Annotated in this window: 16 protein-coding genes; 8 read left to right on the forward strand and 8 right to left on the reverse strand. The window is 46.8% G+C overall.

The genetic code is table 11. The features are described from left to right. The 3 genes from H8S84_RS19655 to H8S84_RS19665 all read left to right on the forward strand — a co-directional run. On the forward strand, window positions 1–306 hold a 306-nt coding region (locus tag H8S84_RS19655; RefSeq protein ID WP_394368008.1), incomplete at its 5' end, for a YncE family protein. Window positions 307–344: 38 nt separating this feature from the next. After that, entirely contained in the window at window positions 345–1,055 is a 711-nt protein-coding gene (locus H8S84_RS19660) for a hypothetical protein (RefSeq protein WP_187069125.1), read from the forward strand. A gap of 114 nt (window positions 1,056–1,169) precedes the next feature. Further along, window positions 1,170–1,634: a YybH family protein gene (locus H8S84_RS19665; RefSeq protein ID WP_187069127.1), complete on the forward strand. Its 465-nt coding sequence runs from the start codon at window positions 1,170–1,172 to the stop codon at window positions 1,632–1,634. Window positions 1,635–1,856: 222 nt separating this feature from the next. Here H8S84_RS19665 and H8S84_RS20030 read toward each other — a convergent pair whose 3' ends face one another. After that, the gene (locus H8S84_RS20030; RefSeq protein ID WP_222621719.1) at window positions 1,857–2,171 is read right to left on the reverse strand and encodes a four-helix bundle copper-binding protein; all 315 of its coding nucleotides are present in this window, start codon (window positions 2,169–2,171) and stop codon (window positions 1,857–1,859) included. A gap of 456 nt (window positions 2,172–2,627) precedes the next feature. Here H8S84_RS20030 and H8S84_RS19670 point away from each other — a divergent pair, with 456 nt between their 5' ends. The 4 genes from H8S84_RS19670 to H8S84_RS19685 all read left to right on the forward strand — a co-directional run bounded on the left by H8S84_RS19670 (window position 2,628) and on the right by H8S84_RS19685 (window position 7,761). After that, window positions 2,628–3,101, forward strand: a complete 474-nt coding sequence (locus tag H8S84_RS19670) for a DUF2946 family protein (RefSeq protein WP_187069128.1) — start codon at window positions 2,628–2,630, stop codon at window positions 3,099–3,101. A gap of 191 nt (window positions 3,102–3,292) precedes the next feature. Continuing rightward, window positions 3,293–3,889 (forward strand): helix-turn-helix domain-containing protein, encoded by a 597-nt coding sequence (locus H8S84_RS19675; RefSeq protein ID WP_187069129.1) that lies wholly within the window; start codon window positions 3,293–3,295, stop codon window positions 3,887–3,889. 348 nt (window positions 3,890–4,237) lie between these two features. Further along, window positions 4,238–6,337 (forward strand): copper-translocating P-type ATPase, encoded by a 2,100-nt coding sequence (locus H8S84_RS19680; RefSeq protein ID WP_187069130.1) that lies wholly within the window; start codon window positions 4,238–4,240, stop codon window positions 6,335–6,337. Window positions 6,338–6,396: 59 nt separating this feature from the next. Further along, entirely contained in the window at window positions 6,397–7,761 is a 1,365-nt protein-coding gene (locus H8S84_RS19685) for a TonB-dependent receptor (protein WP_187069131.1), read from the forward strand. A gap of 108 nt (window positions 7,762–7,869) precedes the next feature. Here the strand turns inward: H8S84_RS19685 and H8S84_RS19690 are convergent, their stop codons facing one another. Together H8S84_RS19690 and H8S84_RS19695 are read right to left on the reverse strand one after the other, a co-directional pair. Further along, on the reverse strand, window positions 7,870–8,508 hold the full coding sequence (locus tag H8S84_RS19690) for a DUF2911 domain-containing protein (RefSeq protein WP_187069132.1): 639 nt from the start codon (window positions 8,506–8,508) through the stop codon (window positions 7,870–7,872). Window positions 8,509–8,687: 179 nt separating this feature from the next. Next, window positions 8,688–8,999 carry a four-helix bundle copper-binding protein gene (locus tag H8S84_RS19695; RefSeq protein WP_187069133.1) on the reverse strand — a complete coding sequence of 104 codons (312 nt, stop codon included), beginning with the start codon at window positions 8,997–8,999 and terminating at the stop codon, window positions 8,688–8,690. Window positions 9,000–9,459: 460 nt separating this feature from the next. Between H8S84_RS19695 and H8S84_RS19700 the strand changes: the two genes are divergently transcribed. Continuing rightward, window positions 9,460–10,260: a potassium channel family protein gene (locus tag H8S84_RS19700; RefSeq protein ID WP_317175460.1), complete on the forward strand. Its 801-nt coding sequence runs from the start codon at window positions 9,460–9,462 to the stop codon at window positions 10,258–10,260. 23 nt (window positions 10,261–10,283) lie between these two features. On the opposite strand, the gene H8S84_RS19705 is transcribed toward H8S84_RS19700, so the two are convergent. From H8S84_RS19705 to H8S84_RS19725, 5 genes are all read right to left on the reverse strand, one after another. Next, a complete protein-coding gene (locus H8S84_RS19705; protein ID WP_230407274.1) occupies window positions 10,284–11,612 on the reverse strand; it encodes an amylo-alpha-1,6-glucosidase in 1,329 nt (442 codons plus the stop codon). Beyond that, window positions 11,596–13,146, reverse strand: coding sequence for a vitamin K epoxide reductase family protein (locus tag H8S84_RS19710; RefSeq protein WP_187069135.1), 1,551 nt, complete (start codon window positions 13,144–13,146; stop codon window positions 11,596–11,598). The genes H8S84_RS19705 and H8S84_RS19710 overlap by 17 nt, the downstream gene beginning before the upstream one ends. A gap of 559 nt (window positions 13,147–13,705) precedes the next feature. Continuing rightward, entirely contained in the window at window positions 13,706–14,032 is a 327-nt protein-coding gene (locus H8S84_RS19715) for a GIY-YIG nuclease family protein (RefSeq protein ID WP_187069136.1), read from the reverse strand. Further along, the gene (locus H8S84_RS19720; protein WP_187069137.1) at window positions 14,033–14,317 is read right to left on the reverse strand and encodes a hypothetical protein; all 285 of its coding nucleotides are present in this window, start codon (window positions 14,315–14,317) and stop codon (window positions 14,033–14,035) included. A gap of 62 nt (window positions 14,318–14,379) precedes the next feature. Beyond that, window positions 14,380–15,138 carry a ParA family protein gene (locus H8S84_RS19725; protein ID WP_187069138.1) on the reverse strand — a complete coding sequence of 253 codons (759 nt, stop codon included), beginning with the start codon at window positions 15,136–15,138 and terminating at the stop codon, window positions 14,380–14,382. Window positions 15,139–15,180: the final 42 nt, after the last annotated feature.

A 15,180-nucleotide genomic window follows, 5' to 3' on the forward strand; every position in this document is an offset into this window, starting at 1 on the left:
ACACTTGCCTTAGGCTTTAAGCCAGGGTATGTTGCCTACCAGGACAACACGAAGGAACTCTGGGTAAGCAATGCCACTGATGGTGAAGTAGTGATCTATCAACGGGGAGCTACTGGCTGGCTGAAAAAAGCAGCAGTACCAACCGGTGCTGATGCACATGCTATTGCCTTCAGTGCAGACAAAAGCCTGGCTTATATTACCAACCAGGGTGCCCATACCGTGACAGTTCTGGATGCAACAACCTATGTCAGGATCAAAGAACTTGCCATTGGCCGCATGCCGAATGGAATTATCACCAATCAATAATCTTCTAATTAATTAAACTAATCTATCTTTTTTCACCCATGACACGCAAACATTATATTCTGAAACCCTTTATCGGCGTAGTGGCTTTTTACTTACTTGCCGCCACTCCTGCCCTGGCGCACGGAGGCGAGAAGCACGATAAGAAAAAAGCGGAGGAAGCAAAAGTTGTAACCGTTGACACAGCCCATGCCTCGCACCCGGCCAGTGATACTGTAGTAGCACAGCAGCCAATACCTGCTGCCAGTGTCCACACACAGGCCCATGAGCAAAACCCAAGCTCAGTGCATGCTTCGCTCAGCGATTTCCCGAACACCCATCCGCTAATTGTTCACTTTCCGATCATGTTGCTCATGGTGGCAGCAGCAGTGCTGCTGGCCAATATTGTTTTTCTTCGAAAGGAGCTTAATTGGGTGGCCACGGTAGCCACACTCATTGGGTTTGGCACCGCGTACCTGGCTGCTAATTACAACCACCCGCATACGTCCGGGCTATCCGACCATGCCCAGCTCGTGCTTGACCAGCACGACCTATATGCTGAGTGGACCGTGTATCTGGGTGCTGTAGGCGTTGTCGTACAATTGCTTAGTCAGTTCTTATTCAAGGGCAAGCGCTGGAGTGTGGCTATGGCGGCGCTTATCTTAACGGGTTCGGCATATGCTGTTTCCATGGCCGGTCATTACGGAGCGCAACTCGTGCACATTGAAGGGGTAGGACCTCAAGGAAAATTCCTGGAAGAACATCAACATTAAGTTCACTCCCGAAGAAGGACCTCCGCTGAGCGCGCTTCATTTTAAAAATCAATTTCTTATGACGCGCTTATGCTTATAAAATCATCTTGCTTAGCCTTTACCCTAAATTAATCCATGAAAAAATTTTTAGCTATCCTATTTGCTGTCTGCCTGCTATCCCTGCAACAGCTGTACGCACAACCTACAGTCGAACGTGATATACAGCAGGTAAAATTAGTACTGAGCAACTATAAAGCGGCTGTAGAGGCTTTGGACGCCTCTAAAACGCTGCACCTTTTTGCTCCCGATTCTAAAGTGTTTGAGTCAGGTGGCGAGGAAGGCACCTATGCCAATTACCTTGATCACCACCTGGCACCTGAACTCAAGGCATTTAAATCTTTTAGCTACAGTGACTACAAAGTTGAGGTACAAGTAGATGGCCCTTACGCCTTTGCCACAGAGACCTACACCTACACGATTGTACTAGCTAAGGACGGAAGTGCGATTAAAAAGAAAGGCGTGGCCACTTCCGCCTTAAGGAAGAATAATGGAACATGGCAGATAATGAGCTTGCACAGTTCCTCAAGAAATACAAAATAATTGCATCATAGCTAAACCCGACTGATAGATGACTGCTTGGCTGTGCATCAATCACGGTAACCTTTAGACCCATAGATGAGAAAGCCCAGCTGACGTTATCATTAGCTGGGCTTTCTCATCTATGGGATCTGAATCCAGTATTAGAAGATTAGCAGAATACTACAAAGCATAATACCCTGACCATTCTACTCGAATAATCAGGGTGTTTGCTATTTTACATGATTATCCTTGCTGGCAGGCTTGTTCGCAACGTCGGCATGCCTCAGCACACATCCTGCAATGTTCCATATGCGAATGTTTAGCACACTCTTCGCCACATTCCCGGCATACCCTAGCACATACATCTAGCACTTCTCTTGCTAACGTAGAGTCGCGGGAAACATATTCGGCTGCCATCTTACAAATGGCCGCACAATCTAGATCAAGCCGTATGCAGCGCTCCATCATTTTCACATCATCTTCTTGTAAACAGGAAACGGCACAGAAGTTACAGGCTGCAGCACATTCGGCAAGTGTTCTTATTAAGTCTTTGTTCATAGCTTATGGTTTACAGTTAGGTTTAGTTTATGTTTACCTAGTCTTAAAAGGACTAGTTTTATATATTTAGAAAGCATGTTTATATATTTATTGTTTATAAAATGGGGAGCTTCATCTATGACAGCCTATAGGGTTGCTTCACAGCAATAGTTTAGCAATTCTTTCCGCTTTAAAACTTACACTACCTTCTTTTATTTAATGTAGCGATCCGAGCAGTACCTAATCTAGTCTAACTTTTTGTGTATCCTGTTGCATATATAGCATCTCTTGAGGTAAATCTTAACTTGCAGATTAACGTTACACAGGACGCAACCTTAATAGAAACACATTGGTACGTATCACCGTTAGACCCAAGGCGCTAGATCTTGTGTGCTATAGCTAGGCACAAACAGCTATTTCCATATTTAACATTTTTCTATCTTTACATAAATCCATCCTAGCTAGTGCTTTAGGCTAATGAGCAGCAAAAAAAACGTAAAGCGTAGAGGTATTCCGGGGCTGCTGCTGATTGCAGTTTTCCTAAACCTATTCCTTATCCAGTTAGCGTGCAACCTGCCGCATCTGGTAGAACGCTTGTCGCCTACGTTTGCTGCACAAGGGCACCACCACAGTGCTGCGCCTGATACGCAGGCTTCTGCTCACAAGCATGCAGAGGAGCACGCTCATGCACCCTCAGATCATTCTCACTCAGGCTCCGAAGATGTTGACTGCTGCGAAAAGAAAGCATATGCTCCGTTCGTTAAGGCATCTGCGGCCGCGGACCTTCTTTTGCTTGATAAAGTCCCTGTCGTCTGCTCCAATGTTTTTTACCAAACTATTCTTGGGGGTGCGCTGAGCCGTTTTGCTTTTGAAGTGTCCCCCGCCCCTCCGGACGATCCTGTCCCAAAGATTCCAGACATCAGGATCTTTCTGCACTCTCTTACGATTTGAATGAACATCCAGTCTTGCACCTGCTTCAGGCGATAGCCATGCGCTAATGTCAATGAGGCAGGCGGCTACGTGCGCCTGAGTCTACCCCTTTTATGGGAGTTACTAGGCGGCTGGCCAGTTACTGTATCATTCACTTCTGCACTTCCAGGTCTATTTACTTCTCTAGGAAGCGCAGGCATCATTTACTAACGATGCACGAAGAAAGTTCGCACCAACAGGTGCTTCGCATAAAGAATATGGTATGCCCCCGTTGCATTACAGCCGTACAGCATGAGCTGGAAAAGCTAGGCCTGCGTGTGCTGGAAGTGGTGCTCGGTTCCGCAACAGTGGAAGCATCACAAGACCTAGATATTTCCGCTATAGAAGCAGCCTTGGTAAGTCAGGGATTTGAGCTGATCTTGGACAAGCAAGAAGACTTGGTAGAAAGTATAAAGATTGCCGTGATAGATCTGATCCGATCAGAAAAAATAGCTACGCTAGCCACCAATGTTTCAACCTACTTGGCTTATGCGCTTGGCAAGGATTATTCTACGATCAGTACTGCTTTTAAAGCCTCAGAGGGAGTTGCTTTAAGCAGGTTTGTCGTGCTACAAAAGGTAGAGCGTGCCAAAGAACTTCTCTCCTATGATGAATTATCAAAGGCGGAGATTGCCACGCGTCTTGGCTATAAAAGCCTGCAGCACCTTTCCAGCCAGTTCAAAGAAGTCACTGGATTTACACTCCTGCAATATAAAAAGAACAACAATCCCCAGCGTAATTCCATTGACAACCTGCTTGGGCCTTCCTGATGGTCACATATCTGTAATTTTATTCAATGAATTTATAAAACCTATTTGTTTCCCGTGCTGTAGAGCTAGCAAGGTTTATCAGGTAAATTAAGTTAAGCCACGATTCAGGAGGTAATATTTGTTTAAGGGCGTAGGTGCCGTTCAGGTTCTTCCTAGGCCTATTGTAAAATACAGATGCTGTGTTTGGCTTTCACTGTCGAATCTTTCTATGCACAACACAGACTAGATCTATGGCAGCACCAGCACTTGTTGAGCTAACCTTGTCAAACGGAACAACATCCGTAAAAGTGTAAAGGAAGAAAACATATGGTAGCCTTTCTGAATCATGATATGTAAAGAGAACAGCATATGGACCACGCACACCACCACAAAGGGGCACATCAAACAGCAAAGGATCAGAAAGAACAGCTAACTGAACGGTTAGAAGAGAAGACCCTGCATGGCCACGAACATGCCATGCATAAAGACACGACCGGCCATCCTCCCCATGGCGAGCATGGCCACGATCACCACCGCATGATGATTGATGACTTCAGAAAGCGGTTCTGGGTGTCGCTGATGCTATCTATACCTGTGATCATCCTGAGCCCGATGGTGCAGCACATCCTAGGTTTTTCGTTGGAGATACCCTACAGCATGTACATCGCTTTTATACTCTCTTCTATCATCTATTTTTATGGTGGCTGGCCTTTCCTTACTGGCCTTGTAGAAGAAATTAAAAAAGCCGCACCAGGTATGATGACTTTGATCGGCGTGGCCATCACTGTCGCTTATCTTTATAGTACAGCCATTGTATTTGGGCTGTCAGGTATGGATTTCTTTTGGGAGCTGGCCACCCTGATTGTGATCATGCTGCTCGGGCACTGGATCGAAATGAAATCTGTACTGGGTGCTTCTAAAGCCTTGGAGTTGCTCGTAAGCATGATGCCTGCTGAGGCCATGCTGATCCGGAACGGAGAAACAGTCCGTGTGCCGATTGAAGACTTGAAAAAAGGGGACTTAATCCTGATTAAGCCCGGCGAGAAAGTTCCTGCTGATGGGGAGGTAGAAAATGGCGAAAGCTACCTGAATGAGAGCATGCTGACGGGTGAGAGCAAACCGGTACAGAAAAGAAAAGAAGACAATGTGATCGGAGGATCCATTAACGGAAACGGCTCGCTGCAGGTACGTGTGGTTAGCACTGGCAAAGACAGTTACCTGAACAAGGTGATCAACCTGGTGCAGGAAGCACAAAAAACAAAATCGGACACACAGCGCCTGGCCGATAAAGCTGCCAAATGGCTTACCTACGTGGCGCTGGTAGCAGGCTTTGGCACCTTTGCAGTATGGCTGTTGGTAGGCGCTGAGCTGGACTTTGCCCTAGAGCGGATGGTAACGGTGATGGTGATCTCCTGCCCGCATGCACTGGGTCTGGCCATTCCGTTGGTAGTAGCCATCTCCACAGCGGTTTCTGCCAACAACGGGCTTCTGATACGCAACCGTACTGCTTTTGAGAATTCCCGCCTCATCACCACCATCATCTTTGATAAGACAGGCACCCTGACACAGGGCTCTCATGAAGTGGCGCAGGTTGTTTCCTTCGACCAGCGCTACCCTGAGCAGGAGTTATTGCGCCTGGCTTCGGGTGTGGAACAGAACTCTGAGCACTACATCTCGCAGGGTATTCTGCGCAAAGTAAAAGCGGATGGCATTACCGTTCCTGCATCAGACAACTTTAACTATTTGCCTGGCAAAGGCCTCGAAGGCACTGTAGAAGGCAGAGATGTTAAAGTGGTAGGTCCAAACTATATGAAAGAATATGCCATTCAAGTACCGGAAAGCAAGGCTGAAGAAGGTGTAGAAACGGTAGTTTATGTGATGGTAGACCAGCAGGTGGTTGGTTATATTTCCATGCGCGACCAGATTCGTCCGGAGTCTGCAGGCGCTATAAAAGTATTGAAGGAGAACGGCATCAAAAATCTGCTATTGACCGGCGATAACGAGCGCGTAGCCAAAAGTGTGAGCGATAAACTAGGCATGGATGGCTACCTGGCCAACGTGCTGCCGCACCAGAAACAGGAGAAGATAAAAGAACTGCAGGCACAGGGAGAGTTCGTAGCCATGACAGGCGACGGCGTGAATGATGCCCCTGCTCTGGCACAGGCAGACGTAGGCATCGCTGTGGGCTCTGGCACAGATGTAGCCGCCGAAACAGCCGACATCATCCTGGTGAACAGCAACCCGCAGGACATTGCCTCGCTCATCATGTTTGGCAAGGCTACTTATCGGAAAATGATTCAGAACCTGATCTGGGCCACGGGTTACAACGTGGTGGCCCTGCCACTGGCGGCCGGTGTGCTCTACCAGCAAGGAATTATGGTTTCTCCAGCCATAGGTGCGGCATTGATGAGTTTGAGCACTGTAATAGTCGCCATCAATGCCCAGCTTCTGCGCAGGCAGATAAAGTAGACGAAGGTATGGTATCCGAAAGGATGGCAAAAATAGATTTTAACAATTAACACATAACTATGAAAACTACAGTACCATTATACATGCTTGTGTTATTCCTTGCTGGTATAACGCCTGCCTTAGGCCAACACGAACAGCATCAACAAAAGCAGGATACTACAAAACATAACCAGCACCAGATGCAAGATGGCATGCAGCACGGAAATATGCAGATGCCTATGTCCCATGCCTTCTCACGTAACCTGCCCATGAGCCGCAACGCTTCCGGCACGGGGTGGCTGCCAGATGAGTCGCCTATGTACGGCAACATGTACCACCAGGGAGACTGGATGTTCATGCTCCACTACAACCTGTTTCTGCGCTACAACAAGCAGGATGTGTTTGAACAGGGCAACCGGGGCGACGGCCAGTTTGATGCACCCAACTGGTTGATGTTGATGGGTCAGCGGTTTGTCGGTGAAAGGGGCCTGTTCCGTTTTAGTGCCATGGTCTCGCTCGATCCGCTCACGGTAGGTGGCAGTGGCTATCCCCTGCTTTTCCAGACAGGTGAAACCTATCAAGGCTCACCGCTCATTGACCGCCAGCACCCGCACGACTTGTTCAGTGAGCTCTCTGTTGGGTACACGCACATGTTTTCTGAAGACGCAGACGTGTTCCTGTACCTGGGCTACCCGGGGGAGCCCGCCCTGAGCAATGTGGCTTTTATGCACCGGCCATCTGCCCTCAACAACCCGGACTCTCCATTAGGACACCACTGGCAGGATGCTACCCACATCACCTTCGGAGTAGCTACACTCGGTTTCAGATACCGCAACTTTAAACTGGAAGGATCTTCCTTTACCGGTCGTGAGCCAGACGAGGAACGCTATGACTTTGACAAGCCACGCTTCGATTCACGAGCGGTGCGGCTTACGTATAACCCAACTTCACAATGGAGTTTACAGGCCTCCACTGCTTATGTAAAAAGTCCTGAGTCTAATGAGCCTGATGAAGACGTTTACCGCTCCACTGCCTCAGTGCTTTATGGCAAGGAACTTTCGGGCAATAACCGCTTTCTGACTACCACTCTTAACTGGGGCTATAACTATGTAGACCAGGACCACAAAGAGCATTCTGTTTTGCTGGAATCTACGCTGCAAAGCGATAAGTTTGCTGTTTACGGACGGTATGAGTGGCTGCAGAAATCAGCAGAGGAGTTAGGCTTTGAGCATGACTTTTTCGAACATGACGCTATTTTCGGTATCAACGCCCTAACAGTAGGCGCCAACAGGCAACTGTTTGAGTTTGGTTCGGTGAATACTTCCCTTGGTGCCCAGTTAAGCGTATTTAGGGGGGCAAGTGAGTTGCACCCTTATTACGGCTCCTTACCTGTAAGTGCGCAGGTGTACCTTCGTATCTTCCCGACAGTAATGATGCCTAAGTAAACATTAGTAGCAAGCTGAGCTTTCAAGCAGTTAGAAAGTCTCGATTTTAACAAGCTAGTGTAACTTTGCTCTAAAGTAGTATTCCTGTGTGATATAAGCACCTAAATCTTACCTGCCAACTGCAGCTACAGGTACTGTTACCTTCAGTTTATCCCAGGTTATGACGATGGCACCTTCGCTTCCCTGCCCTGAAACGATCTCGTAACGCAGGCGCTCTTGGTGCTGGTTTGTTTCTTCTGGTTTTACTTTTATGCGCAGTACATCATCTGTCTCCGTATAATCGTCTGCCAGGTGCTGCTCCCAGTTCTTGTTTACAATAATTGTCCATTCGTCCTTGCCCGGTATGGTAAAGAACGCATACTTTCCTGCAGGCAATGGCTTCCCTCCTACAGTGATAGCCTTGTCAGTTGTCAGGCTGGTGGCAGAGTGAGCACCAGTTACCCAAACCTGGTCATAAGCCACAAGTCCTCCCCAGATCATTCTTCCTCGAACTGCAGGCGAGTGATAGTTGAGCATCAGGTGAGCATTCCCGATCTGCCCATGTGCTTCGGCCTTTAAGCTCCCTTTTAGTGTATCTGGCTCCGATTGCGCCTTTACGATCAACGCTCCATCTTCCTTGGCATTGTTGTGTGCCTGATGCTGTTCATTTGTAGCAGGTATCTCTTGCTCCTGGCTTGGCTGAGAGCAGTAAGACAAAGTACCTGATAGAACGAGTACGATAAATGTTACTGATTTGTAAGAAAGCATTTGAATAAGTTAAGGGTTTAGTAAAGTGAAGTGGCGTTTACGAGCTTCCAATCGTGCTCAAAGATACTCAATTTAGCTTTTGGAGAACCATGCCCAGACAGAACAAATCCTGACAAACACACAGTCTGTCAGGATTTGGAGTCTTATAAATATCTTGTAAATAGAACCGTCTGTAAAGTTTACGCCTGCTGGCAAGCCTGCTCGCATCTACGGCAAGCCTCTGCACAAGCCTGGCAGTGGTCATGCTCGTGCTTAGCACATTCGTCTCCACACTCACGGCACACTCTGGCGCACAAGTCGAGCACTTCTTTAGCCATTGTGGAGTCTCTGGCCACATATTCCTGCGCCATTTTACAAATAGCGGCGCAATCCATGTCCAGGCGAATACATCGCTCCATCATTTTAACATTATCTTCCTGTAAACAGGCAACAGCGCAGTGGTTACAGGCAGCTGCGCATTCGGCGAGTATTCTTATTAAGTCTTTGTTCATAGTAATGGTTTGTTTGTTTAACATATGTTTTGTCTATCTTTTTACCCGGTACATGGAAAGTATGTTTTACAGATTTATATATAAGTGTTACATATTTTTGGCCTTCGTTGCTCTACACCAGTGCGTAATCAATTTGTTTTAGAGTAAAACGAATTGGCTCAAAGATGACACAAGTCTGGGTGTTTTAACCTGATTTATTTGGATACGTTTAGCGTATCAGTGAAACGTAACACTCCGCTTTATGAACACACTCTTCCTGGTGCTGGGCCTGCTTGTTTACTTGCTAACGGCCATGGACATCGTCAAAACCACCTTCTCCTCCAACGGCGGCGGCAAGATCACGGACGCCGTTTCCAAGAGCGTGTGGAAATCCTTCTTCACTTTGGCTGGTAAAAACGGAAGGTCAAAGCTTCTTCCCTATGCCGGTCCAGCTGTCTTGGTCACTGCTCTGATGACCTGGGTGGTTGGGCTGTGGGCCGGACTCTTCCTGGTGCTACTTTCTGATGCAGAATCAATCATCAAGAGCAGCGATCAGTCGGTGGCCAGCCCCCTGGAAAAACTATACTATGCCGGCTTCACGCTCTCCACGCTGGGGGTGGGCGACTATGTTGCTTCCAGCAACGTATGGCGCATTGCCACCAGCATCGGCGCCTTCTCGGGTCTGGTGTTCATCACAGCTTCCATCACGTATTTTGTGCCGGTGCTCTCTGCCGTGGGGCTGCAGAGCAAGCTGAGCCTGTACATCAGCGGAATGGGCAAGACGCCTCAGCAAATCCTTACAAAAGGCTGGGACGGGAGGAACTTCTCATCTTTTTTTGACACGACCTCAGATTTGTGCCAGATGCTGATGCAGCACACTCTGAACCACCACTCTTATCCCGTTATCCATTACTTCCACAACAGTCAGCCCAAGCTAGCCATCGCACGTGCCTTTGTGCTGTTGGATGAGACCCAGACTATATTGAGGCGTGGTTTGAAGGAAGAAATAGATTTGGATGAATTGAAACTAGATATGCTGCAAACAGCCCTGGATGCCTACCTGGACATGGTCAAGGGTAGTTACCTGAAAAACCCTTCGCCAAATGAGACCGCCCCTGTGCCTGATCTCGAAAATCTTGAGGCTAAGGGAATTTCCTTGAAGAATTCCAAAGAGCTAAGAGAGATCTTTACCCAGCAACTGCACGAGCGGCGCAAACTTCTGACGGCCTTGTTGGAGATGGACGGGTGGACCTGGCAGGACGTGTACCCTAGAGCAAGTTGAGCAGGAGGAGCGAAGCACCAATCCTAACTGCACGATCCTCTTTCACATTCATTTTGCCTTTTGATCATGTCCACAACCAGCCCCGACCATGTAAAGTCTTCTGCTCCATAGCCTGCTCCTGTCAAGGGATGGTAGTACTCTCTAAAACCACTTCTGCGTATGAGCTGCTTTACACTTTGTAATAGCATTGCGGCTTCTTCTGTATAGTTTTTCTCTAACAGGTGCTCCTGCATAAACCAGTTAAACACAACCCAGGTGGGGCCACGCCAGATGTAGAGCGACTCATGCGGATTAAAAGCCGGCTCATCCACGGCTAGCGAAGGAATGGGGAAATCTACATTAAACCCGTCTCTGCTTAGCAAATGGCGCTCCAGCACACATTGGCATATGCCTTTGGGTACATTTTTAAGCACAACCGGAAAAAAGATGGTACCTGTCCGTACTTTCAGCTTTTGAAAATGGTGGCCGTACAAGTCGTAAAAAGCAGCGTCCTTTTTATCAAACATATAGTGCATAATGCTCTGCTCGGTTCGCGCTGCTTGATCATCAAAGCGCGCGGCAGTAGCATCACCGGCAAGCTTGCACAGTGCCGACATGGCCCGCAGGTTCTGCGCATAAATTGTGTTGAACCCCACATCTTTAACTATAAACTTATTTCCTTTGTAAATGGCAGGCAGGTTATAGTTCTTCAGAAAGTTAAAGGTATCTACCTGCAGCACTTTCCAGAACAGCAGCGGTCCTGCCTTGCCCCTGTCGTAGCCCAGCACCGGGTCATAGCTGGCTTTCCAGTCCATCCCAGACTCAAAGGGCGAGATAATGGATAGCAGCCCTTCCCCTTCAAAATCACGATTCTTAGATAGCCATCGAAATAACTGCTTCAGCTTTGGCAGCATCTCCTTTACGAAAGCCAGGTCTTTATCCGCTTCATAAATGCGTATCACGGCCTGCGCAGCAAGGGGCGGCTGCACCAGCGCCGACATGTGCGGTTTGTACAGCTGCAGCACTTCTTTTGGGCGTAACTGCAGCAGGTCGGTAACACGGCCCGGCCACAGGCGTTTCCAGTAACTCATGTGGCCTACAAATCCGTCGGGTTGCTGCATCTGGAACAGGCTGCGCATGTGCTTTTTGGCCATATCTACTTCGCCAAGAGCCGTTAGCGTAAATACATGAAAACAGGTATCCCAGAAAAACTGAAACGGATATGTATCCGGCGACGGTTTGGTAAAATGATAGGTAAAGCCATCGCGCGTGCCACTGATCATGTTACGATGTAACAGGTCCCGCACCTGCGCTCTCAGCGCTTCATCCGAAATTACATCCTGCTGCTGCATTTGCTTACCTGATGTACGCATCCCAGCCAGCAAAGCGTTGTTTAACAGGACCCAGCGGGAAGGCCAGTGCGGCTACGGCTAAACCTAATACTACGCCTGTAATGTGCAGCTCTGTTGGTCCGCCAAAAAACCATGGCGCCACCGCCACTGCTAGGCCAAGCAATACATTCAGATAACGGCCAATGCGCAAAGGCTCTCCCATACAGATAACAGATACTACCACAACCAACGAACCGGCCAGGTGAAACACGTCTGCTACGGTATCTTTAATGGGTACTTCAAAAACACCCGGCGCAAAAACCATAGCTACACCAACTATAGTTGCCAGGCTTAAGGTCCATGGAAAGCTCATACCCCAGATAGATGCCGCATATACTTTGCCCGGTTCCTGCGGAAACTTCATCAGCTCCGGTGCATGCTCTTCTTTTTCGCCTCCTTCTACGGTGCCGCCTTTCCAGAACACTTTCCAGAAACTTTCTCCCTGGTTTACTTTTTTTTTCATGAACTGCCCCATGGCTATCACTTCGTCAACTTCCAGCGGAATCATAGGCAGCATAATGGCAGCAGCCAGCAGGCAGAACGTGCACCAGGCACCCACCATCACCGGTTGTGAGATTACCAACAGGATATGCACCAGGCCTAAAGGAATTACCAGAATCCCGAAAACGGCAACCATCCAGGGCATGGTGCGCCAGCGAGCAGGGCTGCCCATCCACCCCATCAAAAACTCGAACGTATAAGCAATGGCTCCCAGCCCTGCATCCGATATTGGCAGCGAGTGCGACATATTAGAGTTAAGTACCTGTTGGCTCTGATTTCCGAAAAAGGGGTCCCACACCGAATCAATATAGCCCAGTTGGAAAGCAGCCAGGTAACGCGACACGATCCAGCCCAGAAAGCCCAGCACCATCATGATCCAGCGTTGCGGCCAGGAGCTGGGGTTATAGCTCCAGCCCGGCGGCACCTTCGGCCCCATCTTCATGTACATGATCATGTTAGGCATTCCCGGTATCAGAATGGTAAGGGCAATAATCAGTGCCCCGACCAGCGTATCGTTCAGGTAAGCCACAGCTGAAGGTGACCAGAATAGGATGGGCGCCATAGTTAGCCAGATACCCACAAAACAGCAGATCCAGAGGCTGACAGGGCGATTTGGTGTAAGGCCGCGCCAACCGAAGAAAATAAGCAAAGCGCCACTGATGATGTCACTCCACTTCATAAAAGCAATGCGCTGCTCTAAGGTAAGCCATACGCTCCGGCCTCCTGATGGCTGCACCGTACCAATACCGTAGTCAAAGGTAAAAGGCGATACAAGTACCCACAGGCCAAGTATGACAATCATCCAATAGATCCAGAGTGTTTGCATGTGGTGCATGTGCAGCATCTTCTCGCGCATCTCAGGGTCCATCTTCATATCATGGTCTTTGTCGCTGTCATTGCCTTCGTGCATTTTCTGGTCGTGGTCGCGCATGTTTTTTTCAGCCATTGGCCGGGTTACACCGCGCATGCCCATGCCACCACCCTGTTTCCCCATTTTACTATTGCTATCTGTCATTTCTGTGGAGTTTAAATTTAATTTATTCTCTCTCTTATCAAATAAAGGAAGTGCTAATATCACTTTAAACAGAAAGGGTGCTGGGAGGAAGGAGCAGCAGTTAAGTATGGGTAAGCCCAATACTGCTTACTAGTTATATTTAATAGCAGGTATCACTAGATTGGCTAAACAGTCAAAATTGAAAATCAGGATAAAACATTCCTACCTGTTTTACAAAAATGCTCAGGGTAAGGTTACTATAGGGGAAAAATATATACTACAAATTCTCTCTTTCTGCCGTGATTATAGAGGTGCTGACACTTAAAAATTTCACTTTCGCGGCATCATAGAAGTGTCTGCGAATCTGCCGGGACCCTAAGGCATTTATAAAAGCTGTCTTAACACCTGCTCTGTTAAATGTGCACAAGTCACAGGCTATCTAATTTACATAACCCTACTTATAAGCCAGAATTAAAACAGACTAGGTCCGCTGCCTGGTTCGAAATAGAGAGAAAACAAAAGAGGCGCTATCTTTTCAGTAACGCCTCACAAAGCTATAGATACGGCCTCTCCCCTACCCTTACGCAGCGAAGAGTTCCAATTGCCCTTCCAGGCAATAGCGGTTGTTGAACTTTGGTTTGAGCATCCGGATGAAATGCTTTTCCAAACGTAGCACCTCTTCTTTGCTCTTGTATTCCTGAAGATAGATCAGAGAAGTATCAGTGCATTTAGCTCTATGCTTGGCCATGCGCCAGAAGATGTTACTTGTCTCTCCTACATACATGCAGTCACTTCCTTCAAAGATGAGATAAAGAAAATATGTGTTGTTATCACGAACGTACCGCAGGTGCTTGAATGCCTTTAGCACCTCTTTCCTACTATAGGTTGTGAGGCTTTCTAAAATCATCTATTTTTTTAAATATGGTTTCCCCTTAAAGTATTCCTTTAAGATATATTCAACAAAGTCTGATTTGCTTCTATACATTTCATGCAATGTACCTTTGTCAATATAATCTTCCAATACTTCATCAACAAAAAAAGTAATTCGTTTCCTATTTGATTCCTTCTTTTTTTTCGATGGAATAGTTATAGTTTTTTCTTCTTTTGATGTATCTATAGTTGTCTCAGAAGGCTTTGATCCATGTAGCTTCCCTAAAACATTATCAAATCTCTTCGTCTCTTTATTTGCCATGATTCTTGACTAAACTCTATTTAGTTAATAAAAGTAATAAGTTGTTAATGTTAAATAAAGTATTAACTATTAATAATTTCTTCAGTTAATTCTTTATAATCTTTTGCCCCATTAGAGTCTGGAGCATAAGAGAATACATCTTGGTTCATGACTAAACATTCATGCAGAGCTACATTTGTTCGTATAGCAGTCTTCATCACCTTATCTCCTAACTGTTGCTGTGCTTCCCGTACGATTGTTTTCCCTAGTATAGTTTGTGCATTTTTAGAGTGGTTCGTAAAGAACAAACCTCCAAGCTCTAATTTAGGATTTAGTTCCTCTTCGACTATTATATCAATTGTTTCAAGCATCTTATCTAATCCATTCCAGGCAAAAGGCTCAGCAACCATAGGTATGTAAACCTTATCTGAAGCTATTAAAGCATTTACTGTATAGATACCCAAAGAAGGTGGGCAATCAATGATTACAAAATCATATTTTTCTTTAACCTTTTTCAAAATTGACCTAAGTTTTGCTGCACCAGCTACTGAATGTGCTACGGCATTTTCTCTAGAAATAAGAGAATGTCCTGAATAAGCGATGTCTACTCCATTTACGCATTTGATTACGTCTGTAATTTTACAGTTATCAAGAAGAGCATCAGATATGTTTAGATCTTCCTTGGGCGATATTCCAACTGACGTTGTTAGGTTAGCTTGTGCATCCAGATCTACTAAAAGAACTTTCTTACCCATCTCCTTTAATGCAAATCCTATACTCTGTGTACTTGTAGTTTTGGCTACTCCACCTTTTGCGTTTACTATAGAAAGAACTTTTGCCATGACATTCATGAAGTATTAAAAGTTAATAATTTAAATAATAAC

The sequence above is a fragment of the Pontibacter cellulosilyticus genome, assembly GCF_014306105.1.
Classification (GTDB): Bacteria; Bacteroidota; Bacteroidia; order Cytophagales; family Hymenobacteraceae; genus Pontibacter; species Pontibacter cellulosilyticus.

Bases quoted from the DNA above. Each gene is read 5' to 3' on its own strand.
- H8S84_RS19675 (WP_187069129.1), top strand. From the start codon at position 3,293: ATGCACGAAGAAAGTTCGCACCAACAGGTGCTTCGCATAAAGAATATG.
- H8S84_RS19665 (WP_187069127.1), top strand. From the start codon at position 1,170: ATGAAAAAATTTTTAGCTATCCTATTTGCTGTCTGCCTGCTATCCCTG.
- H8S84_RS19725 (WP_187069138.1), bottom strand. From the start codon at position 15,138: ATGGCAAAAGTTCTTTCTATAGTAAACGCAAAAGGTGGAGTAGCCAAA.
- H8S84_RS19715 (WP_187069136.1), bottom strand. From the start codon at position 14,032: ATGATTTTAGAAAGCCTCACAACCTATAGTAGGAAAGAGGTGCTAAAG.
- H8S84_RS20030 (WP_222621719.1), bottom strand. From the start codon at position 2,171: ATGAACAAAGACTTAATAAGAACACTTGCCGAATGTGCTGCAGCCTGT.
- H8S84_RS19695 (WP_187069133.1), bottom strand. From the start codon at position 8,999: ATGAACAAAGACTTAATAAGAATACTCGCCGAATGCGCAGCTGCCTGT.
- H8S84_RS19680 (WP_187069130.1), top strand. From the start codon at position 4,238: ATGGACCACGCACACCACCACAAAGGGGCACATCAAACAGCAAAGGAT.
- H8S84_RS19660 (WP_187069125.1), top strand. From the start codon at position 345: ATGACACGCAAACATTATATTCTGAAACCCTTTATCGGCGTAGTGGCT.
- H8S84_RS19705 (WP_230407274.1), bottom strand. From the start codon at position 11,612: ATGCGTACATCAGGTAAGCAAATGCAGCAGCAGGATGTAATTTCGGAT.
- H8S84_RS19690 (WP_187069132.1), bottom strand. From the start codon at position 8,508: ATGCTTTCTTACAAATCAGTAACATTTATCGTACTCGTTCTATCAGGT.
- H8S84_RS19670 (WP_187069128.1), top strand. From the start codon at position 2,628: ATGAGCAGCAAAAAAAACGTAAAGCGTAGAGGTATTCCGGGGCTGCTG.
- H8S84_RS19685 (WP_187069131.1), top strand. From the start codon at position 6,397: ATGAAAACTACAGTACCATTATACATGCTTGTGTTATTCCTTGCTGGT.
- H8S84_RS19720 (WP_187069137.1), bottom strand. From the start codon at position 14,317: ATGGCAAATAAAGAGACGAAGAGATTTGATAATGTTTTAGGGAAGCTA.
- H8S84_RS19710 (WP_187069135.1), bottom strand. From the start codon at position 13,146: ATGACAGATAGCAATAGTAAAATGGGGAAACAGGGTGGTGGCATGGGC.